Annotated in this window: 22 protein-coding genes; 17 read left to right on the forward strand and 5 right to left on the reverse strand. The window is 61.8% G+C overall.

The window, feature by feature from the left end:
• The first annotated feature begins 241 nt into the window (after positions 1-241).
• Genes GO014_RS00980 through GO014_RS00990 form a run of 3 tightly spaced genes read left to right on the forward strand, consistent with a single transcriptional unit; the run spans position 242 to position 3607 of the window.
• Positions 242-2053: a PAS domain-containing sensor histidine kinase gene (locus tag GO014_RS00980; RefSeq protein ID WP_157288762.1), complete on the forward strand. Its 1812-nt coding sequence runs from the start codon at positions 242-244 to the stop codon at positions 2051-2053.
• Positions 2050-3258, forward strand: coding sequence for a peptidoglycan-binding domain-containing protein (locus tag GO014_RS00985; RefSeq protein WP_179952899.1), 1209 nt, complete (start codon positions 2050-2052; stop codon positions 3256-3258). Before GO014_RS00980 ends, GO014_RS00985 begins: the two co-directional genes overlap by 4 nt.
• A 1-nt stretch (position 3259) precedes the next feature.
• Positions 3260-3607, forward strand: coding sequence for a DUF1491 family protein (locus GO014_RS00990; protein ID WP_157288764.1), 348 nt, complete (start codon positions 3260-3262; stop codon positions 3605-3607).
• Positions 3608-3706: 99 nt separating this feature from the next.
• On the opposite strand, the gene GO014_RS00995 is transcribed toward GO014_RS00990, so the two are convergent.
• On the reverse strand, positions 3707-4864 hold the full coding sequence (locus GO014_RS00995) for a DUF2336 domain-containing protein (protein WP_179952900.1): 1158 nt from the start codon (positions 4862-4864) through the stop codon (positions 3707-3709).
• Between the two features lie 339 nt (positions 4865-5203).
• Between GO014_RS00995 and GO014_RS01005 the strand changes: the two genes are divergently transcribed.
• The 3 genes from GO014_RS01005 to GO014_RS01015 all read left to right on the forward strand — a co-directional run bounded on the left by GO014_RS01005 (position 5204) and on the right by GO014_RS01015 (position 8217).
• A complete protein-coding gene (locus GO014_RS01005; protein WP_157288767.1) occupies positions 5204-6031 on the forward strand; it encodes a hypothetical protein in 828 nt (275 codons plus the stop codon).
• A gap of 23 nt (positions 6032-6054) precedes the next feature.
• Complete coding sequence (gene chrA, locus GO014_RS01010; protein ID WP_157288768.1) at positions 6055-7413, forward strand: chromate efflux transporter; 1359 nt, start codon at positions 6055-6057, stop codon at positions 7411-7413.
• Between the two features lie 87 nt (positions 7414-7500).
• A complete protein-coding gene (locus GO014_RS01015; RefSeq protein WP_157288769.1) occupies positions 7501-8217 on the forward strand; it encodes a hypothetical protein in 717 nt (238 codons plus the stop codon).
• A 61-nt stretch (positions 8218-8278) separates the two neighbouring features.
• Here the strand turns inward: GO014_RS01015 and GO014_RS01020 are convergent, their stop codons facing one another.
• The 4 genes from GO014_RS01020 to GO014_RS01035 form a co-directional block, all read right to left on the reverse strand.
• Positions 8279-8854: an NUDIX hydrolase gene (locus tag GO014_RS01020; protein ID WP_157288770.1), complete on the reverse strand. Its 576-nt coding sequence runs from the start codon at positions 8852-8854 to the stop codon at positions 8279-8281.
• Positions 8851-9396 carry a DUF1254 domain-containing protein gene (locus GO014_RS01025; protein ID WP_157288771.1) on the reverse strand — a complete coding sequence of 182 codons (546 nt, stop codon included), beginning with the start codon at positions 9394-9396 and terminating at the stop codon, positions 8851-8853. The genes GO014_RS01020 and GO014_RS01025 overlap by 4 nt, the downstream gene beginning before the upstream one ends.
• Complete coding sequence (locus tag GO014_RS19460) at positions 9393-9968, reverse strand: DUF1214 domain-containing protein (RefSeq protein ID WP_157288772.1); 576 nt, start codon at positions 9966-9968, stop codon at positions 9393-9395. The genes GO014_RS01025 and GO014_RS19460 overlap by 4 nt, the downstream gene beginning before the upstream one ends.
• 104 nt (positions 9969-10072) lie before the next feature.
• The gene (locus tag GO014_RS01035) at positions 10073-12232 is read right to left on the reverse strand and encodes a transglycosylase domain-containing protein (RefSeq protein WP_343030696.1); all 2160 of its coding nucleotides are present in this window, start codon (positions 12230-12232) and stop codon (positions 10073-10075) included.
• Between the two features lie 134 nt (positions 12233-12366).
• Here GO014_RS01035 and GO014_RS01040 point away from each other — a divergent pair, with 134 nt between their 5' ends.
• The 11 genes from GO014_RS01040 to GO014_RS01090 all read left to right on the forward strand — a co-directional run bounded on the left by GO014_RS01040 (position 12367) and on the right by GO014_RS01090 (position 22885).
• Positions 12367-12822 carry a YcgN family cysteine cluster protein gene (locus GO014_RS01040; protein ID WP_157288773.1) on the forward strand — a complete coding sequence of 152 codons (456 nt, stop codon included), beginning with the start codon at positions 12367-12369 and terminating at the stop codon, positions 12820-12822.
• 76 nt (positions 12823-12898) lie between these two features.
• On the forward strand, positions 12899-13537 hold the full coding sequence (locus GO014_RS01045) for a diguanylate cyclase (protein WP_157288774.1): 639 nt from the start codon (positions 12899-12901) through the stop codon (positions 13535-13537).
• Positions 13538-13630: 93 nt separating this feature from the next.
• Entirely contained in the window at positions 13631-14890 is a 1260-nt protein-coding gene (locus GO014_RS01050) for an Hsp70 family protein (protein WP_157288775.1), read from the forward strand.
• A 66-nt stretch (positions 14891-14956) separates the two neighbouring features.
• Positions 14957-16177, forward strand: a complete 1221-nt coding sequence (locus GO014_RS01055; protein ID WP_157288776.1) for a DUF2254 domain-containing protein — start codon at positions 14957-14959, stop codon at positions 16175-16177.
• 215 nt (positions 16178-16392) lie between these two features.
• Positions 16393-16815, forward strand: coding sequence for a hypothetical protein (locus GO014_RS01060; RefSeq protein WP_157288777.1), 423 nt, complete (start codon positions 16393-16395; stop codon positions 16813-16815).
• Positions 16793-19132, forward strand: a complete 2340-nt coding sequence (locus GO014_RS01065) for a baseplate megatron protein TIM-barrel domain-containing protein (RefSeq protein WP_157288778.1) — start codon at positions 16793-16795, stop codon at positions 19130-19132. The genes GO014_RS01060 and GO014_RS01065 overlap by 23 nt, the downstream gene beginning before the upstream one ends.
• On the forward strand, positions 19125-19865 hold the full coding sequence (locus tag GO014_RS01070; RefSeq protein WP_157288779.1) for a glycoside hydrolase family 108 protein: 741 nt from the start codon (positions 19125-19127) through the stop codon (positions 19863-19865). Before GO014_RS01065 ends, GO014_RS01070 begins: the two co-directional genes overlap by 8 nt.
• Before the next feature lie 76 nt (positions 19866-19941).
• On the forward strand, positions 19942-20241 hold the full coding sequence (locus tag GO014_RS01075; RefSeq protein ID WP_157288780.1) for a PepSY domain-containing protein: 300 nt from the start codon (positions 19942-19944) through the stop codon (positions 20239-20241).
• 26 nt (positions 20242-20267) lie between these two features.
• Entirely contained in the window at positions 20268-20927 is a 660-nt protein-coding gene (locus GO014_RS01080) for a response regulator transcription factor (protein ID WP_104891532.1), read from the forward strand.
• A 43-nt stretch (positions 20928-20970) separates the two neighbouring features.
• Positions 20971-22350: a sensor histidine kinase gene (locus GO014_RS01085; protein ID WP_157288781.1), complete on the forward strand. Its 1380-nt coding sequence runs from the start codon at positions 20971-20973 to the stop codon at positions 22348-22350.
• A gap of 34 nt (positions 22351-22384) precedes the next feature.
• On the forward strand, positions 22385-22885 hold the full coding sequence (locus GO014_RS01090; protein ID WP_133244543.1) for an RT0821/Lpp0805 family surface protein: 501 nt from the start codon (positions 22385-22387) through the stop codon (positions 22883-22885).
• Positions 22886-22910 lie beyond the last annotated feature (25 nt).

Consider the following 22910-nt stretch of genomic DNA (forward strand, 5'->3'; position numbering starts at 1 on the left):
CAAATGCCGACCGGTCCGGCAAGCGGGCAAGACCTTGTTTACGCTAACTGGTGAAACAGCCGCGCATCGCACGTGAATCAGATCGATTGGGGGCGTGGCTTAAGCCCCTCTTAGCGGTTGCTGGCCGAGGCTCAGGGCAACAACGACCCGGCCTCAGTCGGGCGCAGATGGCTCGGGGAAGGGCCAGCGAGCGGCCAGTGGGTCGCAGGAATACAGGCGTCGGTTAGTGAGTTTTTTGTTGATGCGTAGCTTCACCCTATTCGGAGCCAGCAAACGAAGCGTCACCGCTTCGTCTGGCACTGGCAACTGGCCCGAGGTGCTGCGCCGCGAAACCATCGCAAACAATGCAAGGCTGCTTGCCGCCGCTGCACTGCTTGGCATGGTCCCAGCTATATATGCTCTTGTTCTTGGGGCTACGGTCCCATTCCTGCTGGCCTCGCTCGTGCTGGCCGGCGGACTGATCAGCCTGGCACTGCACCAGCGTGGTCAGCATGAAGTCGCCGCCGCTGCGCAGGTTGCCACGCTGATGGCCACCGGCTTGGTGTTGACGTTGATCGACCCCCGGTTGGTCGACGCTGGCATGGCTGTGGCAGTCATGGGACCGGTGCTGGCGGGTCTTATTGCACGCCATTCGTTGCGCCGACTGAGTTGGCTCGGCCTTGCACCGGTAACAGCGCTTGGCGCAATTGCCGCCGGACTCGGTTTGCCGGCGGTGCCCCTGACTGGGGTTGTCCTGACCTATAGCTCCGTCGCCGGCTTCGCCGTGGCCTTCGTCGTCGTAGCCTTTAGCGCCCACCGCATCAATATGGCGTTCGAGGTCACTGACAAGGCTCAGGTCAACGTCTATCGCCACTTGATCGAACATGTCCAAGATACAGTGCTGCGCCTGTCGGCTGACGGCAACATTCTGGTGGCGTCGCGGTCATCGGAAACGCTTTTTGGTTGCCCGCGCTACCAGGTGGCCGGTTCCAAGCTTGTCGAGCGCCTGCACATCATGGATCGCCCGGCTTTCCTGACGGCCCTGGCCGAGGCCGCGCAGGACGGGCGGAACCGCCTGATCGAATTGCGCTTGCGCCAGGACGATCCGCATGCCCGCAGCAATGTTCCCCGCTTCCTTTGGGTCGAAGTGCAGCTTTCGCCGATCATTGACGACTCGGCCGGCGGCAATAGTCACGACGTCATTGCGCTGGTGCGCGACATTACGGCTCGCAAGGATGCCGAAGCGGCCATGGCCGAAGCACGCCGTGTGGCCGAAGACGCATCACAGGCCAAGTCGCGTTTTCTGGCCACCATCGGGCATGAGCTGCGTACGCCGCTCAATGCCGTGGTCGGTTTTTCGGAGATGATGTCGAGCGGCATCGGCGGAGATCTCTCGCCGACGCACAAGGAATATGCCGACCTGATCCAGCAGAGCGGCAAGCATCTGCTCGAAGTGGTCAGCATGCTGCTGGACATGTCGCGCATCGAGGCCGGCAAATTCGAGATTCAAGCCGACGCGATGGATGCGGGCGCTGTTATCCCGGCCTGTTTTGCCATGGTGGAGACGCTGGCGAAGGAACGCAATGTCCGGCTGGTGTCGGAAATTGAACCGGACCTGCCGCTAATGTCGGCCGATGAGCGGGTGTGCAGGCAGATTGTGATCAATCTGCTCTCCAACGCCGTCAAGTTCAGCCACGAAGGTGGCCTGGTAACTGTTTCGGTCAAGCGGCAGGGGCAGTCGATTAATTTCTCTGTGAAGGATCGCGGTATCGGCATGGCTCCCGCAGCCATGGCGCGAATCGGTGAACCCTTCTTCCAGGTGCAGGATGGCCTGAGCCGCAAATACGAAGGGACCGGTCTCGGTCTGTCCATCGTCAAGGGCCTGGTCGAGCTGCATGGAGGCACATTGCGCGCCATGTCGGAGATCGGGGCGGGGACAACCATCACTGTTTTGCTTCCCATAAACGGTCCGGCAACCAAACCGGGCGAAACTGCTGACATTCTGCAACTTCATCGTGAGCCCGTGGCTGCGGCCCCCACTTCATGGCCAAACGAAAAAAGAAAAGCACAATGACGGCTTCGACCCTGACCCAACTGCCGCTAATTGCGGGCAGCGCCATGCTTGGTACCGTAGGCCGAGCGGGGCTCTGGATCATTTCGCGCTACATGCGCGCGCCCCTTGCGTCCACTGGTCTGCTCGCCATGGTGACCCTGACCGCCCTGGCGGGCAGCAACGCCCTGTTCTTCCAGACGGCAGAGCATCCATCGCCATTTTTTGCACCATCGCGCAATGTTGTTGCGCCGCTGCCGACACCGGTCGTCGAGCGTCCCGTCACGCCGCGGACCAGTTCAGTCGAACCGGCCCCCATGCTCCCCGCGCTGCCACAAGCGAGCGCAGAGACCACAGGCAGCGTTGTCGCGCCGGTGCAGCGGGTTGTCCCGGATACACCCGTGGGCAATGCACAGATGTTCGCGGTGCAGAAGAAGCTGTTGGAGCTGCAGCTCTTTACTGGCGAAGTTGACGGCTATTACGGGCCCAAGACCGCTGAGGCCATTCGGGCGTTCGAGCAGCGCAATGGCATGACCCCGACCGGCGCCAATGACCCGGCGGTCATCCAGGCCATTCTCGATGCGGATTCCGCCGGGCGCGTGAGGACGCCGGTCGATACTCAGCCGCAGGCCCTGCGCGCACCGGCGCCTGTCGCTGCGCAGCCAGCACCCATGCAGCAGGTGGCGGTGACCGCTCCTGCTCCGGTGGCTACTCCGGATGTTCAGCAGGATCGGGTTGTCGCCCGCTTGCAGACACTGTCGCCGGCCGAGCAGGTTTTCGACGATGTCGCCCAGTCGGCCGCTAACACTATCGATTCGATCATCGCCGCTGTCGATGGATCGCGCGGCGGCGCTGGAACTACCGGCAATTCACCCATTCCAAGTGCCTCTTTGCCCTCCTTGCGTCCGGTTTCCCAGCCCATGCCGGAACCCGTGCAGCCGGGAACTACGGTCCAGACCCCACAGCCCGCGGCCACGCAGAGTCAGACTGTGCAGCTTGCCAGTGCCGCGCCAGCCTCCGTGCCCCCAGCAACCGACGCCGCGCTCGTCACCCAGATACAGACCGGTCTGGCTAGCCTCGGCTTCTTCCGTGGGCCGATCGACGGCAAACCTGGACCGGAAACGGCGCGCGCCATTCGGGAGTTCGAGAATTTCTACCGTTACAGAATGACCGGGCAGGTGCAGCCAGACCTGGTGGAGCTCCTGCTTAAGGCAGGCGCGACGATCTGACGTGTCCAGCCTTCGCAGCGATTTGTGGTGCATGGCCTTTGTCCGGCGCCACAATGATATGGGCAATATGTGCGTGGTGGCACGGCGCGGCGATCCGATAGCCGGTCAGATCTTCATCGAGGTCGATCACCTTGATGGAACACGATCCCTGTTCACCCCAGCGCCAACGGTGAGCCGGGGCGACAATGCGGGGCAGATGTTTCAACGCCGGTTCGAACGGACGGAACCCGCCAAGGTGCGCGAGCGTATCGACCAGGAGATCTCATTCGACCCAGATCTCTGGGTGCTGAGCATCGACATGCGCGGCGACGAGTTGGGGATCGACCTCGTGCGCGAACCCAAGGGTTAGCCAGCATCCGTTGTCACCGACAACGACTTCCTCTGCGCAAAAGCAATTGCCGGGACAAGCCCGGCAATTGCTATACGATGGTCAGCATCTCGTTGCAGCCTAGCTCGCGCGGCGTACGCCGATCTTGGCCAAGGCCTCGATCGCCTGGTCGACGACCGGGTTGTGCACAGGGGTAAGCGATGCCGTGCGCCGGCTGGCCTGAGTGAAGGGCTGGTGTTGCGGCTTGGAAAGATCGAGCAGGTTCACTTCGCCGCGCCATGCGCTCATCAGATAGGCCATCGATTCAGGCGAAACAGCTCCGAACAATGTCGCGAAGTCCGCCAGCGCGCGGGAGCGTTCGCTGTCATGACTGGTCGCGTGGATCAGCACCTTGAGACCGTCATAGGCGGTGGAGCCGAAGGCCCGCAGGATCACGAACAGCGAGGCACCCGTCACATCATGCGCGATCTGGCCGCACCGGACTTCATCCAGCCCGGTGATCTGGGCCAGCAGGCGCGTGACTTCGGGACGACGATTCTCCGAAAAGAGCTTCATCAGCGCCTTGGTCAACTCCCCCGTGGCAACCGAGAGTTGCTCGATAGTGCGTGAAATTGGGGCTGTGGGCGTCGTGCGATTGGCAAAGGCCTGAATGACTTTGACGCGATGCTCGTCCGAAAGATCGAAAAAGGCCGGGGCCAGCAAGGCCGCGTCGAAGTCGTCGCGCTTGCCTAGTGCTTCGGCGACCAGATGATCCATCTGGGCGGAGCGGGCCAGCGCACTGAGATAGGCGCCGCGTGGCACGATGTGGGTGTTGGCCGCCAGGGCGCGATAGACCTTGCGCGAATTCATCTGGAACAGCTTGGCCAGCACCACATTGCTGAGGTCGGCACGGGAAGCCAGCGTTGCGCAGGCCGGCACGTCATATCGCGCAATGGTGTCCAGCATGGTCTGGTCGGAGAGTTCGACTGCCCCTTCAAGAAAGGGGATGAGGTCTTCGCCAATATTTTCCACCACCAGGCGCTCAAGGACCGGGGAAAGCATTTCAGCCCGGCCCAGGATTGCCGCCCCTTTGGCGCGGGCCTGGGGGCCAGCGATTGGGAACAGACGTCCCGCCAGCGCCTCGAACTGTTCCATTTCGGGAACAGTCGGCTTGCCGCGCCGCGCATAGGCGTCGCAGGCTGCGATCAGCAAGGTGTTTGTGCGATCGACACCACCGGTTTCGATCAGCAACTGAAAGGTCTCGTAGGGCTGAAATCCAAGCATATCCGGCGGAACCATCGACTCACTTACGCATCCGATTTGATGCAAGTCAGACTCTTGCCGCCAATTCGTTAGCAGACTGTTAACCTTGACGATCTCTTAATGCATGTCAGCGCGAGGGGCGTCGCGCTGGGACGAGATTACTCAACTCACTGCCCCCATTAGGGACGGGGGAGCGGCGTAGCATGGAGGCTAGCGTGGCTAAGCTGATTAAGTTCGAGAGGCGGAGAACATCCGCCGGCGCTGAGAAACAAATTCCCGGCGACGCCCAGATCCTCATTTTCACCGGGGTGCGTTATGAACGCGGGACGCCGTCGCCACCAACCAATCACAGCGACAACAGGCGCAAGCGAAAGCGTGTCTGAACGCCATCGCGGCCTGTGGGCCCGCACATTCACATTGATCGCCATGGCTGCTCTGGCGGCGGGCTGTGTGGCTCGGCCGGTCGGTGATTTTGGCCGGGCGCAGCCCAGCGTGCTGCACGACCAGGTCATGCCCTATGCCGGCCAGCTGATTGCGACCAGTCGCAAGGAGCCGGTTTCCAATCTCAACCAGACCGATCAGGAGCGCGAGATGCACGACCGCACCTGGCGCTTCCTGATTGCAGCGCATAGTCGTGACTGGATGTTTGACGCCTCGGTGGAATTACAGCGCACCCGGATTGGGTCGGCGCGCGACTACCGCTATGGCGCCGAGCGCTATTACAATTGGCTGCGTTCCACGCAGTACCGTTCATCGCCGACGCGCTACAACACGGTCGGGCGGCACATTCTGGCCGATATCGATACGCTGCCCACGACATTCCAGTCGATTTGCGCGGTCGAGGAGGTGGATCGGCAGCGGCGCGTGGCACTTGTAGAACTGAGTGGGATTGAAGATAGCGTTGCCGGCAATGTCGCGGCACGGCACGCCGAGAATCGCTGGCATATCGACTGGTTCGTGCGCGCGCTCAATTATCGCTACGAAAGCTATTCCTACGCGCTCGACCACCTGCTGGTGGAAACGCCCCATGAACAGTCGATGAGTGTCGACGAGAATCTGCGCCGCATGCGCCCCTGGGTCGACCGGGCCAACCGCGGCGATTTCTGTTCGTCCAACTCGGGCAGTGGCAGCGGCCATGGTGTCACCATACCGTCGCGCTTCCAGTCGATGGTGTATGACAAAGAGGTTGTGGTACCCAAGTAGCGCTTCCTTTCAGAGCGGGTCCCATGAACGACAATTCTCCTCCTGCGCATCCCAGTTTCGCCCAGGCCCTGCGCGTTTGGGCGAAAATCGGTGTACTGTCCTTTGGTGGGCCGGCGGGCCAGATTGCCTTGATGCACAAGGAGTTGGTGGAGGACCGCCGCTGGATATCAGAGGCGCGGTTCCTCCATGCGCTCAACTATTGCATGCTGCTGCCCGGACCTGAGGCGCAGCAATTGGCAACCTATGTCGGCTGGTTGCTGCACGGGTGGCGCGGCGGTGTGGCTGCCGGCGTACTGTTCGTATTGCCGGGATTTGCGGTCATCCTGGCATTGGCGACCGGCTATGCGCTGTTTCAACAACTCGACTGGGTTGAGAGCATCTTCTTCGGCCTTAAAGCCGCCGTTCTGGCCGTGGTGATCGAGGCCCTGCTGCGCGTAGCGCGCCGAGCGCTCAAGAATGCCTTGTCCTATGGCCTGGCGGTGGGCGCCTTTGTCGCCTTGTTCTTCTTTGCCGTGCCCTTTCCAGTGGTGGTTCTCGTCGCAGGGCTCACTGGCTATGGCGTTGCGAAGAGGCGGCCGGACCTGCTCTCGGGCGGGGGGCATAAGCCTTCCGGCGCAGCACAGGATGCCAGCGCGGTAATCGATGATACCTCGATCCACGTTTCGCCGAGCTGGGGTAGGGCGCTTGCAGTAACCAGCATCTGGGGCGGTCTTTGGATCGCACCACTATTGGTGGTTGGCATGATCTGGGGGTGGGGCAACACGTTTGCCGACATTTTCCTGTTCTTTTCGCAGATGGCGGTCGTGACGTTCGGCGGGGCCTATGCGGTGCTGGCTTATGTCGCGAGCGAGGCAGTTGGCACTTTCGGTTGGTTGCAGGCCGGGGAGATGCTCGATGGTCTGGCTTTGGCCGAAACGACCCCAGGTCCTCTGGTGCTTGTGCTCAGCTTCGTCGGCTACATTGCCGGATTTCGGAGTTCCCTCGGTCTTGATCCACTTTGGGGCGGGGTGCTGGGAGCAAGCCTGGCGACTTGGGTGACCTTTGTCCCGTGCTTTCTCTGGATTTTCCTCGGCGCGCCCTATATCGAGCGGCTCCGGTCAAATGTCGCGCTTGCCGGGGCACTGGCGGCGATCACCGCTGCCGTGGTTGGCGTGATATTCAACCTGGCCTTGTGGTTCGCGCTGCATGTGATTTTCGACGAGGTTGGCCGAATCGAGGCGAGCATCATCTCCATGGCATGGCCCGTATGGGGCACGCTGAACTGGAGCGCACTGGCGCTCACGGTTCTCGCAGCAATCTCGCTATTCTTCCTGCATTGGGGCGTGCTGCGCACATTGGCGCTATCGGCGCTCGCCGGCTTGCTGCTGCAATTGCTCGTTTGACGCTTGAAGGTGTCGGACGCACCCTGCAGGGCGAACGAGATTGAGTGATCGGGAGGCGACGTCATGGAAGTGGTGCTTGGCGCAACTTTGCACGATCCGGTCGGCCGGACCGCCGCAGCGATTACGCGGCTGACGCCGGACTTGCAGGCGGTGTTTCCTGCCATCGTTCTCAACATCTCCGATCTCACGCGGCCCGCAGTGGTGGACGCCGCCGCCGCGCTGGGCGCGACGATCACTCGCCATGTGAGCAATGAAGGCCATATCGGTCGGTTTCGGCGCGATGCGATTGTGCAGGCGGCTGATGGCCGCCACGTGCTCTATGCTGACTTCGATCATTTGTTGCGCTGGATCGAATTCGGTCGGGAAGATCTCTTGCGGGCGTTGGAAACTGACCCAGGCGCGGACGTGCTTGTGGTCGGGCGCTCAGAGCACGCGCTTGCGCAAGAGCCTCGGCGGCTGCGGGAAACGGAGCGTCTGGTCAATCATGCCTACCAGTTGATGACTGGAGAGAGATGGGACCTGATGTTCGCCATAAGGCGCCTGTCGCCAGCCGCGGTGCGGATGATCGCCGCAGAAAGCCGGATCGACACCCTCGCCAACGACGTCGAATGGCCTCTGCTGGCCAGGCGCGCCGGCCTCACTCTGGGCTATGTCGAGTCTGATGCGCTCTACTATCGAACTGTCCAAGAGTTCGGAGCTGATGAAGACACCGGCGACGGGGATCCTTTGCAGTGGATTCGCCGCCTGGAATTTGCGGCACTGCACGCCGGAGCCATGCGGGAATTTCTGGACCGAGCCGGATAGTACGCGACAAGACCACACGGAGACCTCGTTGCCGGCTCGATGACTCATTGTCCGACGGGCCTTAACCCAGCGCGGCCACCGTGCTCAGCCGATCGACCGCCTTGGGGGCGAATTCGGCCAGTCTGCTGGCGTCGCACCATTGGGCGGCGTTGACCTCTTCGAGCTGGGCGGCCAGGGGCAGGGTCGGGTCTGCGACGAAGAGATATTGCAGATCGTGATGGATATGCGGCGGCTCATTGCGCGAAACCTTTCCCGGCACGTCATGGCTGTCGATGACGAAGGGCAGGTCGCTTTGTCTGTGCCAGGGGTGCAGGGTCAGGCCGGTAACTCCGGTCTCCTCCTCGGCCTCGCGCATTGCAGAGTGGTGAAAGGCCGGCGAATCCTCATAGTGACCGCCCGGCTGCAGCCAGCGGCCGATCGTGATGTGGTCGATCAGCAAAGTCTGGCGGTGGTCGGGCGATAGGATGATGGCGCTGGTTGTCACGTGGCCGGGATAGGTGGTGCGCAAGTCAAGCCGATGGCCCTGTTCGATCTGCCAGCGGAGCAAAGAGAGATGTTCGCCTGGCGCTGCGATCTCTGAGAGGTAGCGGGCCACCGTGGCGGAAAGGGTCTGGGCGAATTCGGCAGGTGTCCTCATGCTCTTGGCCCACACGTAATTTCGGACAATTCCTGCTCGAAGCGGGTGCGCATGGCCTCGTGTGGCGCTGATAGCCGTACCAGGACGAAGAGCTGGTTTGTCGGCGCTTCGACGATAAGCAGGCCTTCGGCAATGTCGATCTGCTGCTGGGCCAGCAGGCGCGTCTGCGCGGCATTGAATATGCCCATGTCGACCGTCTGGCCAATACCGTCGCGATTGGTCGTGGAATAGATGACCACGCCGTTCTGGTCATAGACGGCCACCGACCAGAAGGCATCGGGCAGCACGCCGTTGAGATAGGCCGGGCCTTCGCTCAGATCGATCTGGCACAGTCCGTAGCTTAACTCGGGATCCAGATGCAGGGGATTGGGATCGCCCTGTGCCACACGGTTGAGCACCAGCATGCGATTGTTCGCGTCAAGCGCGCTGACGCGGGACCAGGTGGTCTCTTCGGCCAGAAGCGGCAGGGTCAGAATGGCGGTTATGTGGATGATGCCACCCAATATCAGCCCGCCGATGAGCCACAGCAGGGTCCGTGTCACCAGCAATCCTCCAGAGTGATGGAGGGCATGGTCGTGTCCGAAGAGGCAAAGCTGGACAGAGCCCGGGTATCGTAGAGAGTCAGCACGAGCTGGAAACCGCCACTGCCGTTAAGCTCGAGCCAATTGCCCGGTCGCAGGCGCGCGCCGACATGGATCTGCATATCGCCATCCGATTGCCGCACGACTTCACTTGAGCGCAGCGTTGCGTCCGTGCCGGGGGCGGCGAGGTTGACCCAATCGCGGTCGACTGCGGACAGTGTCCAGAAGGTCGAGACCGGCACATGTCCGGCGATCACATAGGAGCAGGCCAGATCGAGTGGCGCGCCATCGCTGTCGGTCGTGGCGAGGAATTCCAGGCCCTCGCTTTGACCAAGCTGTAGCGCCGCCTCCCGGGTGATGTGACCGCGCGTATAGGGGTTGGGGGATGGAGAGCCGACATCCGGCCAGGCCCTCCAAGGACCAAGGGACACCGCTCCGAACAGCCGCCCATCAGTGAGGGCGTAGTAGCTCAGCCCAAAACCGACAGCCAGGGCGATACAGATGGCGGTGAGGAGACGCAGGATGAAACGCACGGGTCAGCTCGTCTGCATTTTGGGCATGGTTGGCTGGGCCACTGCGTTGAGGGTCGGCAAGGCTTGTAGCAATGCAATAGCCGGTGCGGAAGGCGTTTGTGACGTCAAAGACCGGCCGGTCCCGATCCGGGTGCCTGTGCGGTTTCGCGAACAGTGGCGGTGCCCGCGCTGGCCGCTTCCAGGCGATCTGCCAGATCGAGCAATTTGCGGGCGGCGGCCGGCTTGAGGCTGGGTGGCCGCTCGATCACTTCTTCGAGTTGGTCAGGGTCTGCGTCCGCAATTATTGGCTGCGGCGGTTCGAAATCGACGCCGAAGACCGGCATGACTTCGATATTGGTATGGGCAAAAGCCATGAACTTCTGCCATGCCGTGGCGGGCAGGGAACCGCCGGTGAGATTATTGGTCGGCCTATAGTCGTCATTGCCGAACCAGACGGCGGCCACGTAATTGCCGGTGAACCCACAGAACCATGCATCGCGATAAGACGTGGTGGTGCCGGTCTTGCCCAACGCAGGCACGCCCTCCACTGCCGCCCGCCGGCCTGTGCCACCGGTCACCACGGTATGCATCATCTGGTTCATATAGGAGACGGTCTGTTCCGAGAGCACGCGTTCGCGCGGGCCATCAGCGTCGCGTTCCCAGACGAGCTGTTCACCAAGCGTCGTCATGCGGGTCAGGCCATAGGCCTGGGTCTTGAAGCCGCGATTGGCAAAGACAGCATAGGAGCTGGTCATGTCCAGCACTGAAACGGAGGCCACCCCGAGCGCCAGCGAGCGCGTGACGGGGTATTCCTGCCGCAAACCCATGCGATAGCTGAGTTGGGCGATTGCATCGCGCCCAGTCTTGATCGAGAGGGTGACGGGCACGGTGTTGATCGACGCGGCAAAGGCGCTGAGCAGGGTCGTCTGGCCACGATAGGAGCGGCCGTAATTTTGCGGGCACCAATCGCCAATGCAGACCGGTCGGTCCGAAATCGTGTCGCTGGGTGTCAGGCCAAGCTGCTCGAAAGCTTCCGCATAGACGAAGGGCTTGTAGGATGATCCGGGCTGGCGGGTAGAAACGATGGCGCGGTTGAACTGGCTCTTGGCATAGTCCGTGCCGCCTACCATGGCGCGGATGGCGCCCTGGGTGTCGGTGACGACCATGGCGCCCTGTTCGACGCGAAATTGCTCGCCCTGCTCGCGAATGACCGAGGTAATCGCTTCCTCGGCATAGGATTGCAGCGTGGTATCGATCGTGGTGCGGACAATGAAATTATTGCCCGGCGCATTGGTGGTTTCAATGATCGCCTTGGCTTCCTCGAACGCCCAGTCGAGGAAGTAGTTGGGAGAGTTGATGTCGTCGCTGCGATCAATGGCAGATGCAGGATGGCGGCGGGCCGCGGTGACCTGTCCTTCGGTGAGAAAGCCCGAGGCCACGAGATTTGTCAGCACCAGATTGGCGCGGCCGCGCGCGGCAGCCAGATCAATATGAGGCGCGTAATTCCCTGGCGCCTTGAACATGCCGGCAAGCATGGCGGCCTCAGCCAGACTGATATCCTGCACACGCTTGCCGAAATAGAATTCAGCGGCGGCCGTAACGCCATAATTGCCGCCACCCATATAGGCGCGGTCGAAATAGAGCTTGAGGATCTGGTCCTTGGAGTAGTTCCATTCGAGCCACACGGACAGGAACGCCTCGACGATCTTACGCTCCAGCGTGCGCTCGGAGGAAAGGAACAGGTTCTTGGCCAACTGCTGGGTAATCGAGGACCCGCCCTGGGTGCCGCGATCGCCCTGCGCATTGCTCATCAGGGCACGCAATGTGCCCACTACGTCGATGCCGAAATGCTCGTAGAAGCGCCGGTCCTCGGTGGCCAGGGTCGCCTTGAGCAGATAGTCGGGCATCTGGTCGAGGGCGACACTGTCATCCGAGCGGATGCCTCGCCGGCCAATCTCATTGCCGAATCGATCCATGAACACGACCGAATAATCTTCGGCCTTGTTGAAGGCACCGCGATCGATGATGTCAAAAGCGGGCAAGGCGAGGGCGGTCATCAAAACAGCGCCAATAGCGCCGAAACTGAAGGCGTCGGACAGAATTTCGACGAAAAAGCGCTTTATGCCCGCAACGTGAAATCGGGACATGAAATCCTGGTAGCGGGTGTAACCACGGCCCAGGGTCTGCCAGAATTCATAGAGTGAGGAATCGAGCCAAGCGTCGGCCGCCAGCATGCCGGCTTTTGGCTTGCGTTTCTTTTCCTTGGTGTAGAATGGATCCTGCACTTTGCACCCCGACGCCCCGCTATGGGGAGGATTGTCCGCAAAACCCGGACAAGGCAACGCAATCGCTGGAATATGATTGCATTGGTCCGCCCGCAAGCGCAAACCGGCAACAGCATGAATGGCAAACGGTAAATATGGCCTTCTGGGAAGAAAAGTCGCTTGAGCAAATGTCTCCAGCCGAATGGGAAGCTTTGTGCGACGGCTGCGGACGCTGCTGCCTGATCAAGCTTGAGGACGAGGATAGCGGCACGCTCATCACTTCGGATGTGCGTTGCAAGCTGCTCGATGGAGACAGCTGCGCCTGTTCAAACTATCCCCGGCGCAAAGAAATCGTGCCAGACTGCATCAAGCTGACGCCGGAGAACGTACGGGAAATCCCCTGGATACCCACGACTTGCGCATACCGCCGTCTGGCCGAGGGCAAAGGGCTGGCCTGGTGGCATCCGCTGGTTTCGGGCGATCCGCAAACCGTGGTGGATGTGGGCGTTTCGGTCAAAGGGCGCACGTTTCTGGAAACGGAAATTGATGCTGAGGAATGGGAAGAACATGCGGTGGACTGGCCCGAATGGGAGCCGCCGGAAAGCCTTTGATGTGAAGTGCTTACCTGCTGTTAACCATAAGTGTGGCCTGATTGGCCCAATCGGGTAACGGCCCAGGATAGGCTAGATGAACAGAGTGACCATGAGCGGCAGTGAAGGGCTTTGGGCGCGCATTCGTACAGCGCTGGCGCGTGGTAACGAAGCGCGGGAGCCTGCCTATGGCCACGCCGCTATCCCCCGCAATCCCAACAAGAAACCCCGCCTGGCGCAGCGCATCGACGAAGAATTGCGGCGCGGCTGGAGCCATTGCGCCGAGCGCAACGTGTCGCTGTGCGTTCTGGCTCTCGAGATCGATCGCTATGCCGAATATTTCGCGGCCTACGGTCGCGAGGCAGTCGAGGAGTGCGTCGAATCGATCGAAGAGACAGTCCAGGCGCAGCTCTCTCGTGGAGCCGACATTTGTCTGCGCAGCGGCCAGACGGGTTTCGTGGTGGTTCTGCCCGACATGCCGGCCCTGATGGCCCGCGATCTGGCCAGCCGGATTGCCGGTGCATTGCGCCGCGAAGGCATTCCCAACCGCGAAAGCCACGCGGGCCAGGTAACGCTGAGCACCGGGATTGCCGTGGTCAATCCGCAGGGCAAACTGGATCGCTCCGTGCTCAATGCCGCCTCGCAGGCGGTCAAGAAGGCGCAGCGGCGCGGGTTGGCGCGGCTGGAAGTCATGGATTTGCGCGGGCGTGACGATAAACGGCGTAAGGCCGCCTGATATCCCAATGGTTGCCAAGGCAACCGGATGCCCTTAAGAGACCCGTCCCCGCGCGGCAGGCGCGGCCACTTCCCCTTATGCGGACGGCTCGCCATGACAAGATCCTGTGGCCTGGATTTTGGCACATCCAATTCGACTCTGGGGCAGACCGATGCCCGCGGGCACCCCGTATTGGTGCCGCTGGAGGCGGACGAACGGACTTTGCCCAGTGTATTGTTTTTCAACTTCGAAGACGATCAGCTCTATTATGGGCGGGCCGCAGTGGCCGAATATGTCAGCGGTGCTGATGGCCGGTTGATGCGCTCGCTCAAAAGCGTCCTGGGCACAGCGCTTTTCGCCGATACGACCCGTGTGAAGAAGCGGCGCCTCGGCTTTGGCGAAATTATCGGCACCTATGTCGGGGAGATCAAGCGGCGCGCCGAGGCCGCACTGGGTCATGAACTGACCAGCGTTGTGATGGGGCGCCCGGTGCATTTCGTGGATGACGACCCGGTGGCCGATGGGGATGCGCAGGGCCAGCTTGAGGCCGCAGTGCGGGCCCAGGGATTTGACGAGATTGCATTCCAGTTCGAACCGATTGCGGCGGCGCTCGACTATGAGAGGCAGGTCACCGGCGAACGCATTGCCCTGATCGTCGATCTGGGCGGTGGCACATCGGACTTCTCCCTGGTGCGCGTTTCGCCTGATCGTGCGGGCCGTGCGGACCGAAGCGACGATATTCTCGCAACGGCCGGCGTGCATATCGGCGGCACGGATTTCGACCGGCTGCTGGCCATGAGCCGGGTGATGCCCGAGCTTGGTCTTGGCTCGCGGACCCTCGACGGCAAGCGGCATCTGCCGGTGGCGCCCTATGTCGATCTTTCCACCTGGCACCGGATCAACAGGCTCTATGACGCCAAGGCACAACGCGATCTGCGCTCGACCATCCGGGAGGCCCAGGAGGCGGAAAAGGTCAAGGCATTTGTAGCGCTGGTGGAAGAACGGTTGGGCCACCGCCTCGTCGGAGCCGTGGAGGAGGCCAAGATTGCGCTCTCGGATCAAGAGGTCGTTTCCTTTTCCTTCAAAGTGCGGGATCACAGCATCACGACAGAGATGACGAGCGCGCAGTTGGCCGACGCGCTGGCACCGTCCATCGGAAGATTGGAGGGAACAATCGGTGAGACCTTGCGCGTGGCCGGTATTGCTGCGGCGCAGGTAGACAGCCTGATACTGACGGGCGGGTCGACACTGGTGCCGGCCGTTGCGGGCAGATTGAGCGCACTTTTCCCCGAAGCCGAGATTGTCCGCACCGATGTGCTGGGCAGTGTCGGGTTGGGTCTGGCGCTAGAAGCACGGCGGGTTTTTGGTCCCTAGAAGTTTGGACCGTCTGGGCGCAACCAATCCCTTGCGGTAAGACTTACCTTCAAAGGGGAAAAATCCATGAGTCAGATCGCGTTCAAGTTGCGGCAGATGGTCCAGAAGATGTGGTTTCTGCCGGCCGCATTCTCATTGGTCGCCGTCCTGACCGTGGTAATCGCCTTCGTGATGTCGGGTTTGGTGCCCGATAAATTGCCGTTCACGTTGTCGTCCGAAGCCGTGGAATCGATCCTGACGGTGCTTGCCTCAAGCCTGTTGACGGTGGCGGTGTTCTCGCTTTCCACGATTGTGAGCGCCCTGTCGAGCGCTTCAGCCTCTACAACGCCCAGGGCTGTGCCGCTTATTGTTGGAGATCGTAGCGCGCAGACGTCGATCTCGGTGTTCATCGGGGCGTTTCTCTTTTCGATTGTCGGCATTATCGGGCTCTCCGCCAACATCTACAGCGAAGCGGGGCGTCTCCTGCTGTTCGCCGTGACCTTGGCAGTGGTGGTCCTGGTGGTCGCTGCGCTAATACGCTGGATTGGACAGATGTCCTCCATCGGTCGGGTGGCGGAAACGGTCAGCAAGGCTGGTACGGCGACTGAGAAGGCTTTCCGGACGGTGCCCGGAGACGGTCTGCTAGGGTGCCGCCCGCTCAGCGGAAAGCCGTCTGGCGAGCCCATCTTTTCCCGCAAGACTGGCTATGTGCAACACATAGATCTTTCGCGCCTGCAGGAGTTGGCGCATGAACACGAACTGCTGATCTCCATCACCGCGCGTCCGGGCGCCTATGCAGCGCCTGACCGTCCACTTGTGCTCGTCGCCGGTACGCTCGAGGACGATATGGCGGACAGATTGGCCAGTGCTTTCACCGTGGGCGCCGGCCGAACTTTCGACAGTGACCCGCGCTTTGGGCTGATCGTGCTGGCCGAGATCGGAAGCAAGGCACTGTCACCAGGTATCAACGATCCCGGCACTGCCATCGCAGTCGTGAGCACGCTGGTGCGTGTGCTGGCGGAGCGGCCCGTCGAGGACAGTGAGCTCAAATACGAGCGGTTGCTGGTGGCGCCGCTGGACCCGGATGATCTCATGGCCGATTCCTTCCGACCGATCGCAAGGGACGGGGCTGGTAGCATTGAAGTGATGTTGCGGATGATTGCGGGCCTGAAGACCTTGGCGCACTGCCGGCCAGAAATGGAGGAGGCAGCCAGGGGCATGATCGCCGACGCGCTGGAGCGTGGCCTGACGGCAATGAGCGCAAAGAGCGACCAAGCGGCGCTCAAGGCGGCCGCCCAGATGGCATAGAAGGTTTGGCCATTCTTTGGCCTCCAGCCACGCGGCCATCGACCCTGGCTCTCGTGGCCGTCTGACCTAAGTTTCTTCCACCCGAAGGATGTCACGGCTGCGCCGCCCGGCTCCAAGTTATCCCCGCGTGACGCTGGTCTGTTATTGTTCAGGCATGGTCGACGAATTGGGTCGATGAGGGGGCGGTAAGCCCCGGCAATTCAGGACATGATGGTATGGAAAGCCCTGACGATTTCGAGCGGCAAGCGCCGCCCGACTGGCAGACTATTCGCGCCGAATATGAAGGGCGGCTGTTCGAGCCAAAGACCATCTGCAAGCGCCACGGCATCACCGTGTCGCAGCTGCGTTACCGCCGCCAATGCGAAGGTTGGCTCAGCCAGCGCGAGCGCAGGCCGAAAGAGGCGGTGCTGGTGTCGCGGATGCTCAAGGTGCTCGAAAGACAGATAAGAGATTTGGAAATGGCCAGAAATGAACCGGTGGAGAAACGCACGAACACCTTGGCCACGCAGGTCAAGACACTGGACAAGTTGATCGAACTGGGTGCGGCCGAGCGCAATGTGGACCCTGCCAGCCGCAAGGACATGACCGATCTGCGGGCCAAACTCGTCAAGCGCCTTGACCAGTTCAAGTCCCGCTAGCTCGCAGGCCGAGGTCGACGCGCTTGGAGACGACGAGGTCGAAGCCCAATATTACAATTGGCAGAAATGGGCCTTCGCCAAGCAATTGCCGCCCGATGGCGACTGGACGACCTGGCTGCTGATGGGCGGACGCGGTTCGGGCAAGACCCGGGCCGGTGCCGAATGGGTGCGGCAACTGGCGCGCCAGCGGATATCGCCCATCGCGCTGGTGGGTGAAACGATGACCGAAGCGTTGGACATCATGGTGCGCGGCGAAAGCGGTCTTATGGCTGTGCATAGGGACGATGAGCGGCCCACCTTGTGGGGCAAGAACCATTTGCGCTGGCCCAATGGAGCCGAAGCAACGATCTTGACGGCATCGGACCCCGAACGCTTTCGTGGACCGCAATTCGCGGCGGCCTGGTGCGATGAAATCGGGTGCGGCGCCGTCGACAAGGGTGCCAACCAGCCCAATATTTTCGGTGACAACAAGAGCGCCGAAGACGGGCGGCCCTATTTCTCGGCTGGCACCCCGGACGCGCTGATCCAGCGGCAGGTGCTGCGGGCGCATCACCAGCGTTGGAACGATTCGACCCTCAATCCGGCCGGCATGGTCGATCCTGAACGGCTCTATTGCTGGACCTGGGACGCACGGCCGTATCCGGTCTTCCCGGCGCTGACAGAGGTTTGGTCCGACGGCACCAATCATGCGACCGGCCACTGGCTGACCGGGCGATTGGGTGGGCTGGCCAGCGACGAGTTGGCCCACGCCGTGGCATCAGAGTTTGACAGCCTTGTTTTCGCTGCACCATCGGCACCCTTGATCGGCGGGCTGACTGTGTCAGGTGCTGGAACAGCCCGCGATGTCCTTGAGACCGTGTTTGACCTGACAGGGCAAAAGCTTGCCGCGCGTGGCGATGCAATGGTCGGCCTTGCGCAAGGTGCAGGAAAAGCGATTGAACTGGAATACGAGATCCTGGCCAGCACTGACGCGCCGGTACTGTTGCGGCGGCGCAGCGATGGTGCCGAAAAGCCGGCACGGCTGACGCTCGGGCATTTTGACCGGGAGCGGGATTATCTGGCTGCGACGTCAGCGGCGATCCGGCCGGAACAGGGGCCGCTGGTCACCCAGAATTTGCCGGTCGTGCTCGATAGCGGCGCTGCCCGGCAAGCTGCTGAACGTCTGCTCGATCAACATGCCGCAGGCGGGGACAGGATCGAGTTTGCCCTGCCGCCGGGCCAGATTGCGCTTGAACCGGGCGACCGGGTATCCCTGTCTGGTCTCGCGGAGGGACCGTTCGAGATCACCGAAATTCGCGATGGTGCCGTCCGTCAAATCTCGGCCAGTGCGGTGCGACGCGGTGATGCTCTGGCCACAGGCATAGATCGACCGCGGGGCAACCGTCCGGCCATTATGCCTGTGGTGGCGCCGGTGGTGGTGGCGGCGCACCTGCCACCATTGCCGTCAGATCCACTGCGCAGCCGGCTGGTCCTGGGCGTCTATGCGGATCCCTGGCCGGGAGCTGTGGAGATCGTTGACGACGCAACGGGCACCCAATTGGCGCGGTTAAGTCGTCCGGCAGCAATCGGTGAACTGCTCACGCCGCTTGCCTCCGGACCTGAGGCGCAGTGGGATCGAGGGAACAGGCTCGATATACAGTTGAATGCAGGCCATCTCGCCGATGCGGAGCCATTGGCCGCACTGGCGGGCACGAACCGGGTCGCAGTCGAGACCGATGCCGGCGACTGGGAAGTTATCGGGTTTGCCAACTCAGAACTGGTGACACCAGGGCAGTATCGTCTGACTGCGTTACTGCGGGGGCTGGAAGGCTCTGGGCATGCCATTGGCACTGCCTCGGCTGGACGTCGGGTGTTGGTCCTCAACCAGGCCGTGGTGACCTTGGCGGTGGAAACGGACTGGATTGGCGAAGGCCGCGACCTGCGCGCAACCACCACCGGAGGTGGCGCCGGAGAGATCGTGACAGTCGCCCCCGGGCCCGGTCCGGTGCTGCCTCTTCCCCCTGTCCATCTCAAAGGGTCGAGAGTGGCGGATGGATCGATCACGCTGCAATGGACCCGCCGCAGCCGGGCTGACGGCGATGGCTGGGGCGTGGCCGAACCACCGCTCGAATTCGCGCCGGAGAACTGGCAGGTCGAGATCGTGACCGGTGGCGTGACGGTGAGAACTCTGAATGCGGTGCATTCCTCGGCCCTCTATCCGCTGGCCGACCAAGTCACCGACCACGGTGCTCCGGCGAGCAGTTTCACCTTCAATGTTCGACAAGTCAGCGCGGCGCTCGGTGCGGGCCATGGCGCGACGGGAGAGTTCCATGACTGATGGTCGGTTTGACGCCTGCCTCGCCGAAATTTTCCGGCAAGAGGGGGGTTATGTGGATCACCCGGCCGATCCGGGCGGCGCCACGAATATGGGGATCACCCGCAAGACCCTGGCGGGCTGGCGCAATGTTTCGCCCTGGTGGGATCTGCCGAAAACGGAGGTGCAGAGCCTCGACAGGGACGAGGCAGCCCGGATCTATCAAGCAGGCTACTGGGATGCGTGCCGGGCAGGGGAGCTGCCACCGGGTGTGGACCTCGCTGTGTTCGATTTTGCGGTCAATTCCGGGCCGGCCAGAGCGATCCGTTGCCTGCAGCAGGTGCTCGGCGTTGCCGCTGACGGACTTGTTGGCCCGATCACGCTGGCTGCCGCCAATCGATCCAGCGCCGCGAGAACTGTGGACGCCCTGTGCGACCGGAGGCTCGGTTTTCTCAAGGGCCTTTCCACTTTCCCGGTGTTTGGGCGCGGCTGGATCCGCCGTGTCGAGACCGTTCGTGCCGCTGCGCTCGCCGCGGCTCCAATCGCAAGTGCAACTCAAGGAGATCAGACCATGGACATTCTGTCTGGCTACAAGACCTATATCGTGGCGGCAATCATGCTGATTGCCGGGCTGGCGCAGATGCTGGGCATCGACCTGCCAGCGCTGGACAGCGGTTCGGCAGGAAGCCTGGTGCTGGAATCGCTGGCCATATTGTTCCTGCGCAAGGGATTGAAGGGGGATATCGGCAAAGCCTGAGGTCAATTGTGTGGAAATCGGGGGCCGTCTGCCGCATTCATGTCCCATTCAGTTTGCACGCGCTATTGATTGGCACATGAAAACGAACGCCCCCAAACCCTCCGCCTCCATTGCTCTGGCTCTCGCCCTGGCGCTTGCGCTTGCCACCACCGGTTCGAGCCAGGCTCAGGCCTGCCTGGACAAGCGCCAGATCCAGGAGGCAGTGTCTTCCGGACAGATCATGTCGCTTGACGCTGTGCTGGCGCAGGCGGGCGTGGATTCAAGCTCTGATATCCTCAATGTGGATGTGTGTGACGATGGCGGAAGGCTGGTATATGTTATCGGTGTGCTCAGCTCTGACGGTCAGGCGCAAAACCTGACGCTGGACGCACAATAGCAGCCTAGCCTTGTGGGGGGCGGATCATGCGTATTCTGGTTGTTGAAGACGACACCAATCTCAATCGACAGATCAAGGACGCCTTGACCGAGGCGGGTTATGCGGTGGATGTGGCCTTCGACGGTGAGGAAGGCCACTTTCTCGGCGACACCGAACCCTATGACACCATCATCCTCGATATCGGCCTGCCACAAATGGACGGGCTTTCGGTGCTTGAGGAATGGCGACGGGCGGGCAAGACCACGCCAGTCTTGCTACTGACCGCTCGCGATCGCTGGAGCGACAAGGTCCAGGGTATCGATGCGGGTGCGGACGACTATGTTGCCAAGCCATTCCACATGGAAGAGGTGCTGGCGCGCGTGCGGGCCCTGGTGCGGCGCGCCGCCGGACATGCCAGCAACGAAATCGTCTGTGGCGCAGTGCGCCTCGACGCGCGCAGCGGCAAGGTGACCGTCGAAGGTCAGTCGGTAAAACTGACGAGCCACGAATTGCGGCTCTTGAGCTATCTCATGCACCACAAGGGTAAGGTGATTTCGCGGACCGAGTTGACCGAGCACCTCTACGATCAGGATTTCGACCGCGACAGCAACACGATCGAGGTGTTCGTCGGGCGTCTGCGCAAGAAGCTGCCGGAGGATTGCATCCAGACCGTGCGCGGACTGGGCTATCAGATCCTTGGCGACTGATCCGGTTCCAGGACCGGCTTGGCCGGCGGGATGAGACGCTGAAATGTTGCGCAAGGGCTCGATCGCGGCAGCGTTGTTCTGGTTGTCAGCAGGCTGGCTGGTGCTGGCGCTGGTGACGACCGGCGTGCTGTTGACCGATCTTTATTCGCGCACCCTCGATGCCACCCTGACCGATACGCTCGACTTCCATGTCGAGAGCCTCGCCGGCGCCTTGCTCGAGGCGGGTGACCCACAGGACGATGGCATCGCTCTGGCCGACCCGCGCTTCGAGCGGCCACGTTCTGGCTGGTACTGGATCATTCGCGGGGAAGAGGGGGGCCTGATCAATTTGTCGACATCCGTGGTCGGCATCGATCTGCCCGCCGTAGGAGCGGCTGCCGACGCCATGGGGCGCAGCACTGAGGTGATCAACGACCCATTCGGCACGCAATTGCGCATGGTTGAGCGCAGCGTAACGCTGGATGACACGACCTATCGGATCACCGTCGCGGGCAATTTGACCGAAGTGCTTAAGCTGGTCGCCGACTTTCGCGATCAGGCTTTCATCGTCCTGGGTGCTGTCGGCATCATGCTGGCGGTGATGAGCGCTATTGTTGGCCGCATCGCCTTGCGGCCGATTGCTCGGCTTAGCAAGGCGGTGGAGGCCGTGCGAGAGGGAGAAAGCGCCGAGGTCACTGGTACTTACCCGACCGAAATTGCACCTCTCGCCGAAGAGGTCAACGAACTGCTGCGCTCCAACGTGCAGATCATCGAGCGCGCGCGCAATCAGGTCGGCAATCTCGCTCATGGACTCAAGACACCAATTGCGGTGTTGCGCAACGAAGCCCATGCCCGCAAGGGCGCCCTGGCCGATATTGTGGCCTCCGAGACCGAGAAAATGAGCAATATGGTCTCGACCTATCTGGAACGGGCGCGTCTGGCCGCCCGGACATCGGTAGTGGGCAAGAAGGCCGATGCCACCATGATCATGCTGCGGTTGACGCGAGTGATGCGCAAGATCCATCCCGATGTCACAATCGCTTTTCAGCGGCCAGATGCCTCACTGCCCTGGTTCAGAGGGGATGAGGCCGATTTCGAGGAGATGGCCGGAAATCTGCTCGACAATGCCTGCAAATGGTCGAGGGGCCAGGTTGGCGTGCGGCTGGGCAGCGTGCGCGGCGAAAAGGGCACGCAGCTCCTGATGCGGATCGACGACAATGGCCCGGGGCTTTCCGAGGCCGATGCGCAAAAAGTGTTGCGCCGAGGCGTCAGGCTGGACGAGAAAACGCCTGGAACCGGGCTGGGACTGGATATCGTCAAGGAACTGGTCGATGTCTATGGCGGCGAGCTAGAACTCAAGCGCTCACAATTGGGCGGATTGCTGGTAGAGCTGCGGCTACCGACGGCACGGCTGGGCGGCTTGGTCAGGTCGCCCGGGAACTGACGCACTTTCGCCGCATTGCGACAACAAGAACCAAATGACTGCACCAGAGGCCAATCACCCCATGAATCGCATTTCGTTCATCGCCCTCCCGATCCTCGCCCTGGCGCTGGCCGCTTGTTCGAGCACCGGCACGACGCGTATTGCCCAGGTGCCGGTGACGCCCCAGCCCGTCGCGACACAACCGCTGGTGCCGACCTCGGCCCAGACTGTTCAGACCGCCAAGCTGACCACCAGCATCGCTAACGGATTTGTTGATCCGGCTGCCTTGGCGCTAATGACGGCAAAGGACTCCAACGAGGCCAATAGCGCCCAGTTCTACGCCCTGCAGTTCGGCCGTCCCGGTGCTCCGCGTCAGTGGGCTGGCGATCAGGGTACGACCGGTTCGGTGGCTGTTGGACCCTATGTGCGGGTGAACAATCTTGATTGCCGTGACTTCACCCACACCGTCAAAGTGGGCGGCACGGACTACGTCAAGAAGGGCACTGCCTGCCGCGAACAGAACGGCAATTGGAACGTGGTCCAGGGCGCAGCCTGACTTCAAGCAGGCTTTCGGGAAAAGG

Origin of the sequence: Devosia marina (assembly GCF_009758415.1) — a bacterium.
GTDB lineage: Bacteria > Pseudomonadota > Alphaproteobacteria > Rhizobiales > Devosiaceae > Devosia > Devosia marina.

What these genes read in the sequence shown, in the direction of transcription:
- GO014_RS00980 (WP_157288762.1), top strand. Translation starts at nt 242, where the DNA reads ATGCGTAGCTTCACCCTATTCGGAGCCAGCAAACGAAGCGTCACCGCT.
- GO014_RS00985 (WP_179952899.1), top strand. Translation starts at nt 2,050, where the DNA reads ATGACGGCTTCGACCCTGACCCAACTGCCGCTAATTGCGGGCAGCGCC.
- GO014_RS00995 (WP_179952900.1), bottom strand. Translation starts at nt 4,864, where the DNA reads ATGGTTCCGCCGGATATGCTTGGATTTCAGCCCTACGAGACCTTTCAG.
- chrA (WP_157288768.1), top strand. Translation starts at nt 6,055, where the DNA reads ATGAACGACAATTCTCCTCCTGCGCATCCCAGTTTCGCCCAGGCCCTG.
- GO014_RS01020 (WP_157288770.1), bottom strand. Translation starts at nt 8,854, where the DNA reads ATGAGGACACCTGCCGAATTCGCCCAGACCCTTTCCGCCACGGTGGCC.
- GO014_RS01040 (WP_157288773.1), top strand. Translation starts at nt 12,367, where the DNA reads ATGGCCTTCTGGGAAGAAAAGTCGCTTGAGCAAATGTCTCCAGCCGAA.
- GO014_RS01045 (WP_157288774.1), top strand. Translation starts at nt 12,899, where the DNA reads ATGAACAGAGTGACCATGAGCGGCAGTGAAGGGCTTTGGGCGCGCATT.
- GO014_RS01050 (WP_157288775.1), top strand. Translation starts at nt 13,631, where the DNA reads ATGACAAGATCCTGTGGCCTGGATTTTGGCACATCCAATTCGACTCTG.
- GO014_RS01055 (WP_157288776.1), top strand. Translation starts at nt 14,957, where the DNA reads ATGAGTCAGATCGCGTTCAAGTTGCGGCAGATGGTCCAGAAGATGTGG.
- GO014_RS01060 (WP_157288777.1), top strand. Translation starts at nt 16,393, where the DNA reads ATGGAAAGCCCTGACGATTTCGAGCGGCAAGCGCCGCCCGACTGGCAG.
- GO014_RS01070 (WP_157288779.1), top strand. Translation starts at nt 19,125, where the DNA reads ATGACTGATGGTCGGTTTGACGCCTGCCTCGCCGAAATTTTCCGGCAA.
- GO014_RS01075 (WP_157288780.1), top strand. Translation starts at nt 19,942, where the DNA reads ATGAAAACGAACGCCCCCAAACCCTCCGCCTCCATTGCTCTGGCTCTC.
- GO014_RS01080 (WP_104891532.1), top strand. Translation starts at nt 20,268, where the DNA reads ATGCGTATTCTGGTTGTTGAAGACGACACCAATCTCAATCGACAGATC.
- GO014_RS01085 (WP_157288781.1), top strand. Translation starts at nt 20,971, where the DNA reads ATGTTGCGCAAGGGCTCGATCGCGGCAGCGTTGTTCTGGTTGTCAGCA.
- GO014_RS01090 (WP_133244543.1), top strand. Translation starts at nt 22,385, where the DNA reads ATGACTGCACCAGAGGCCAATCACCCCATGAATCGCATTTCGTTCATC.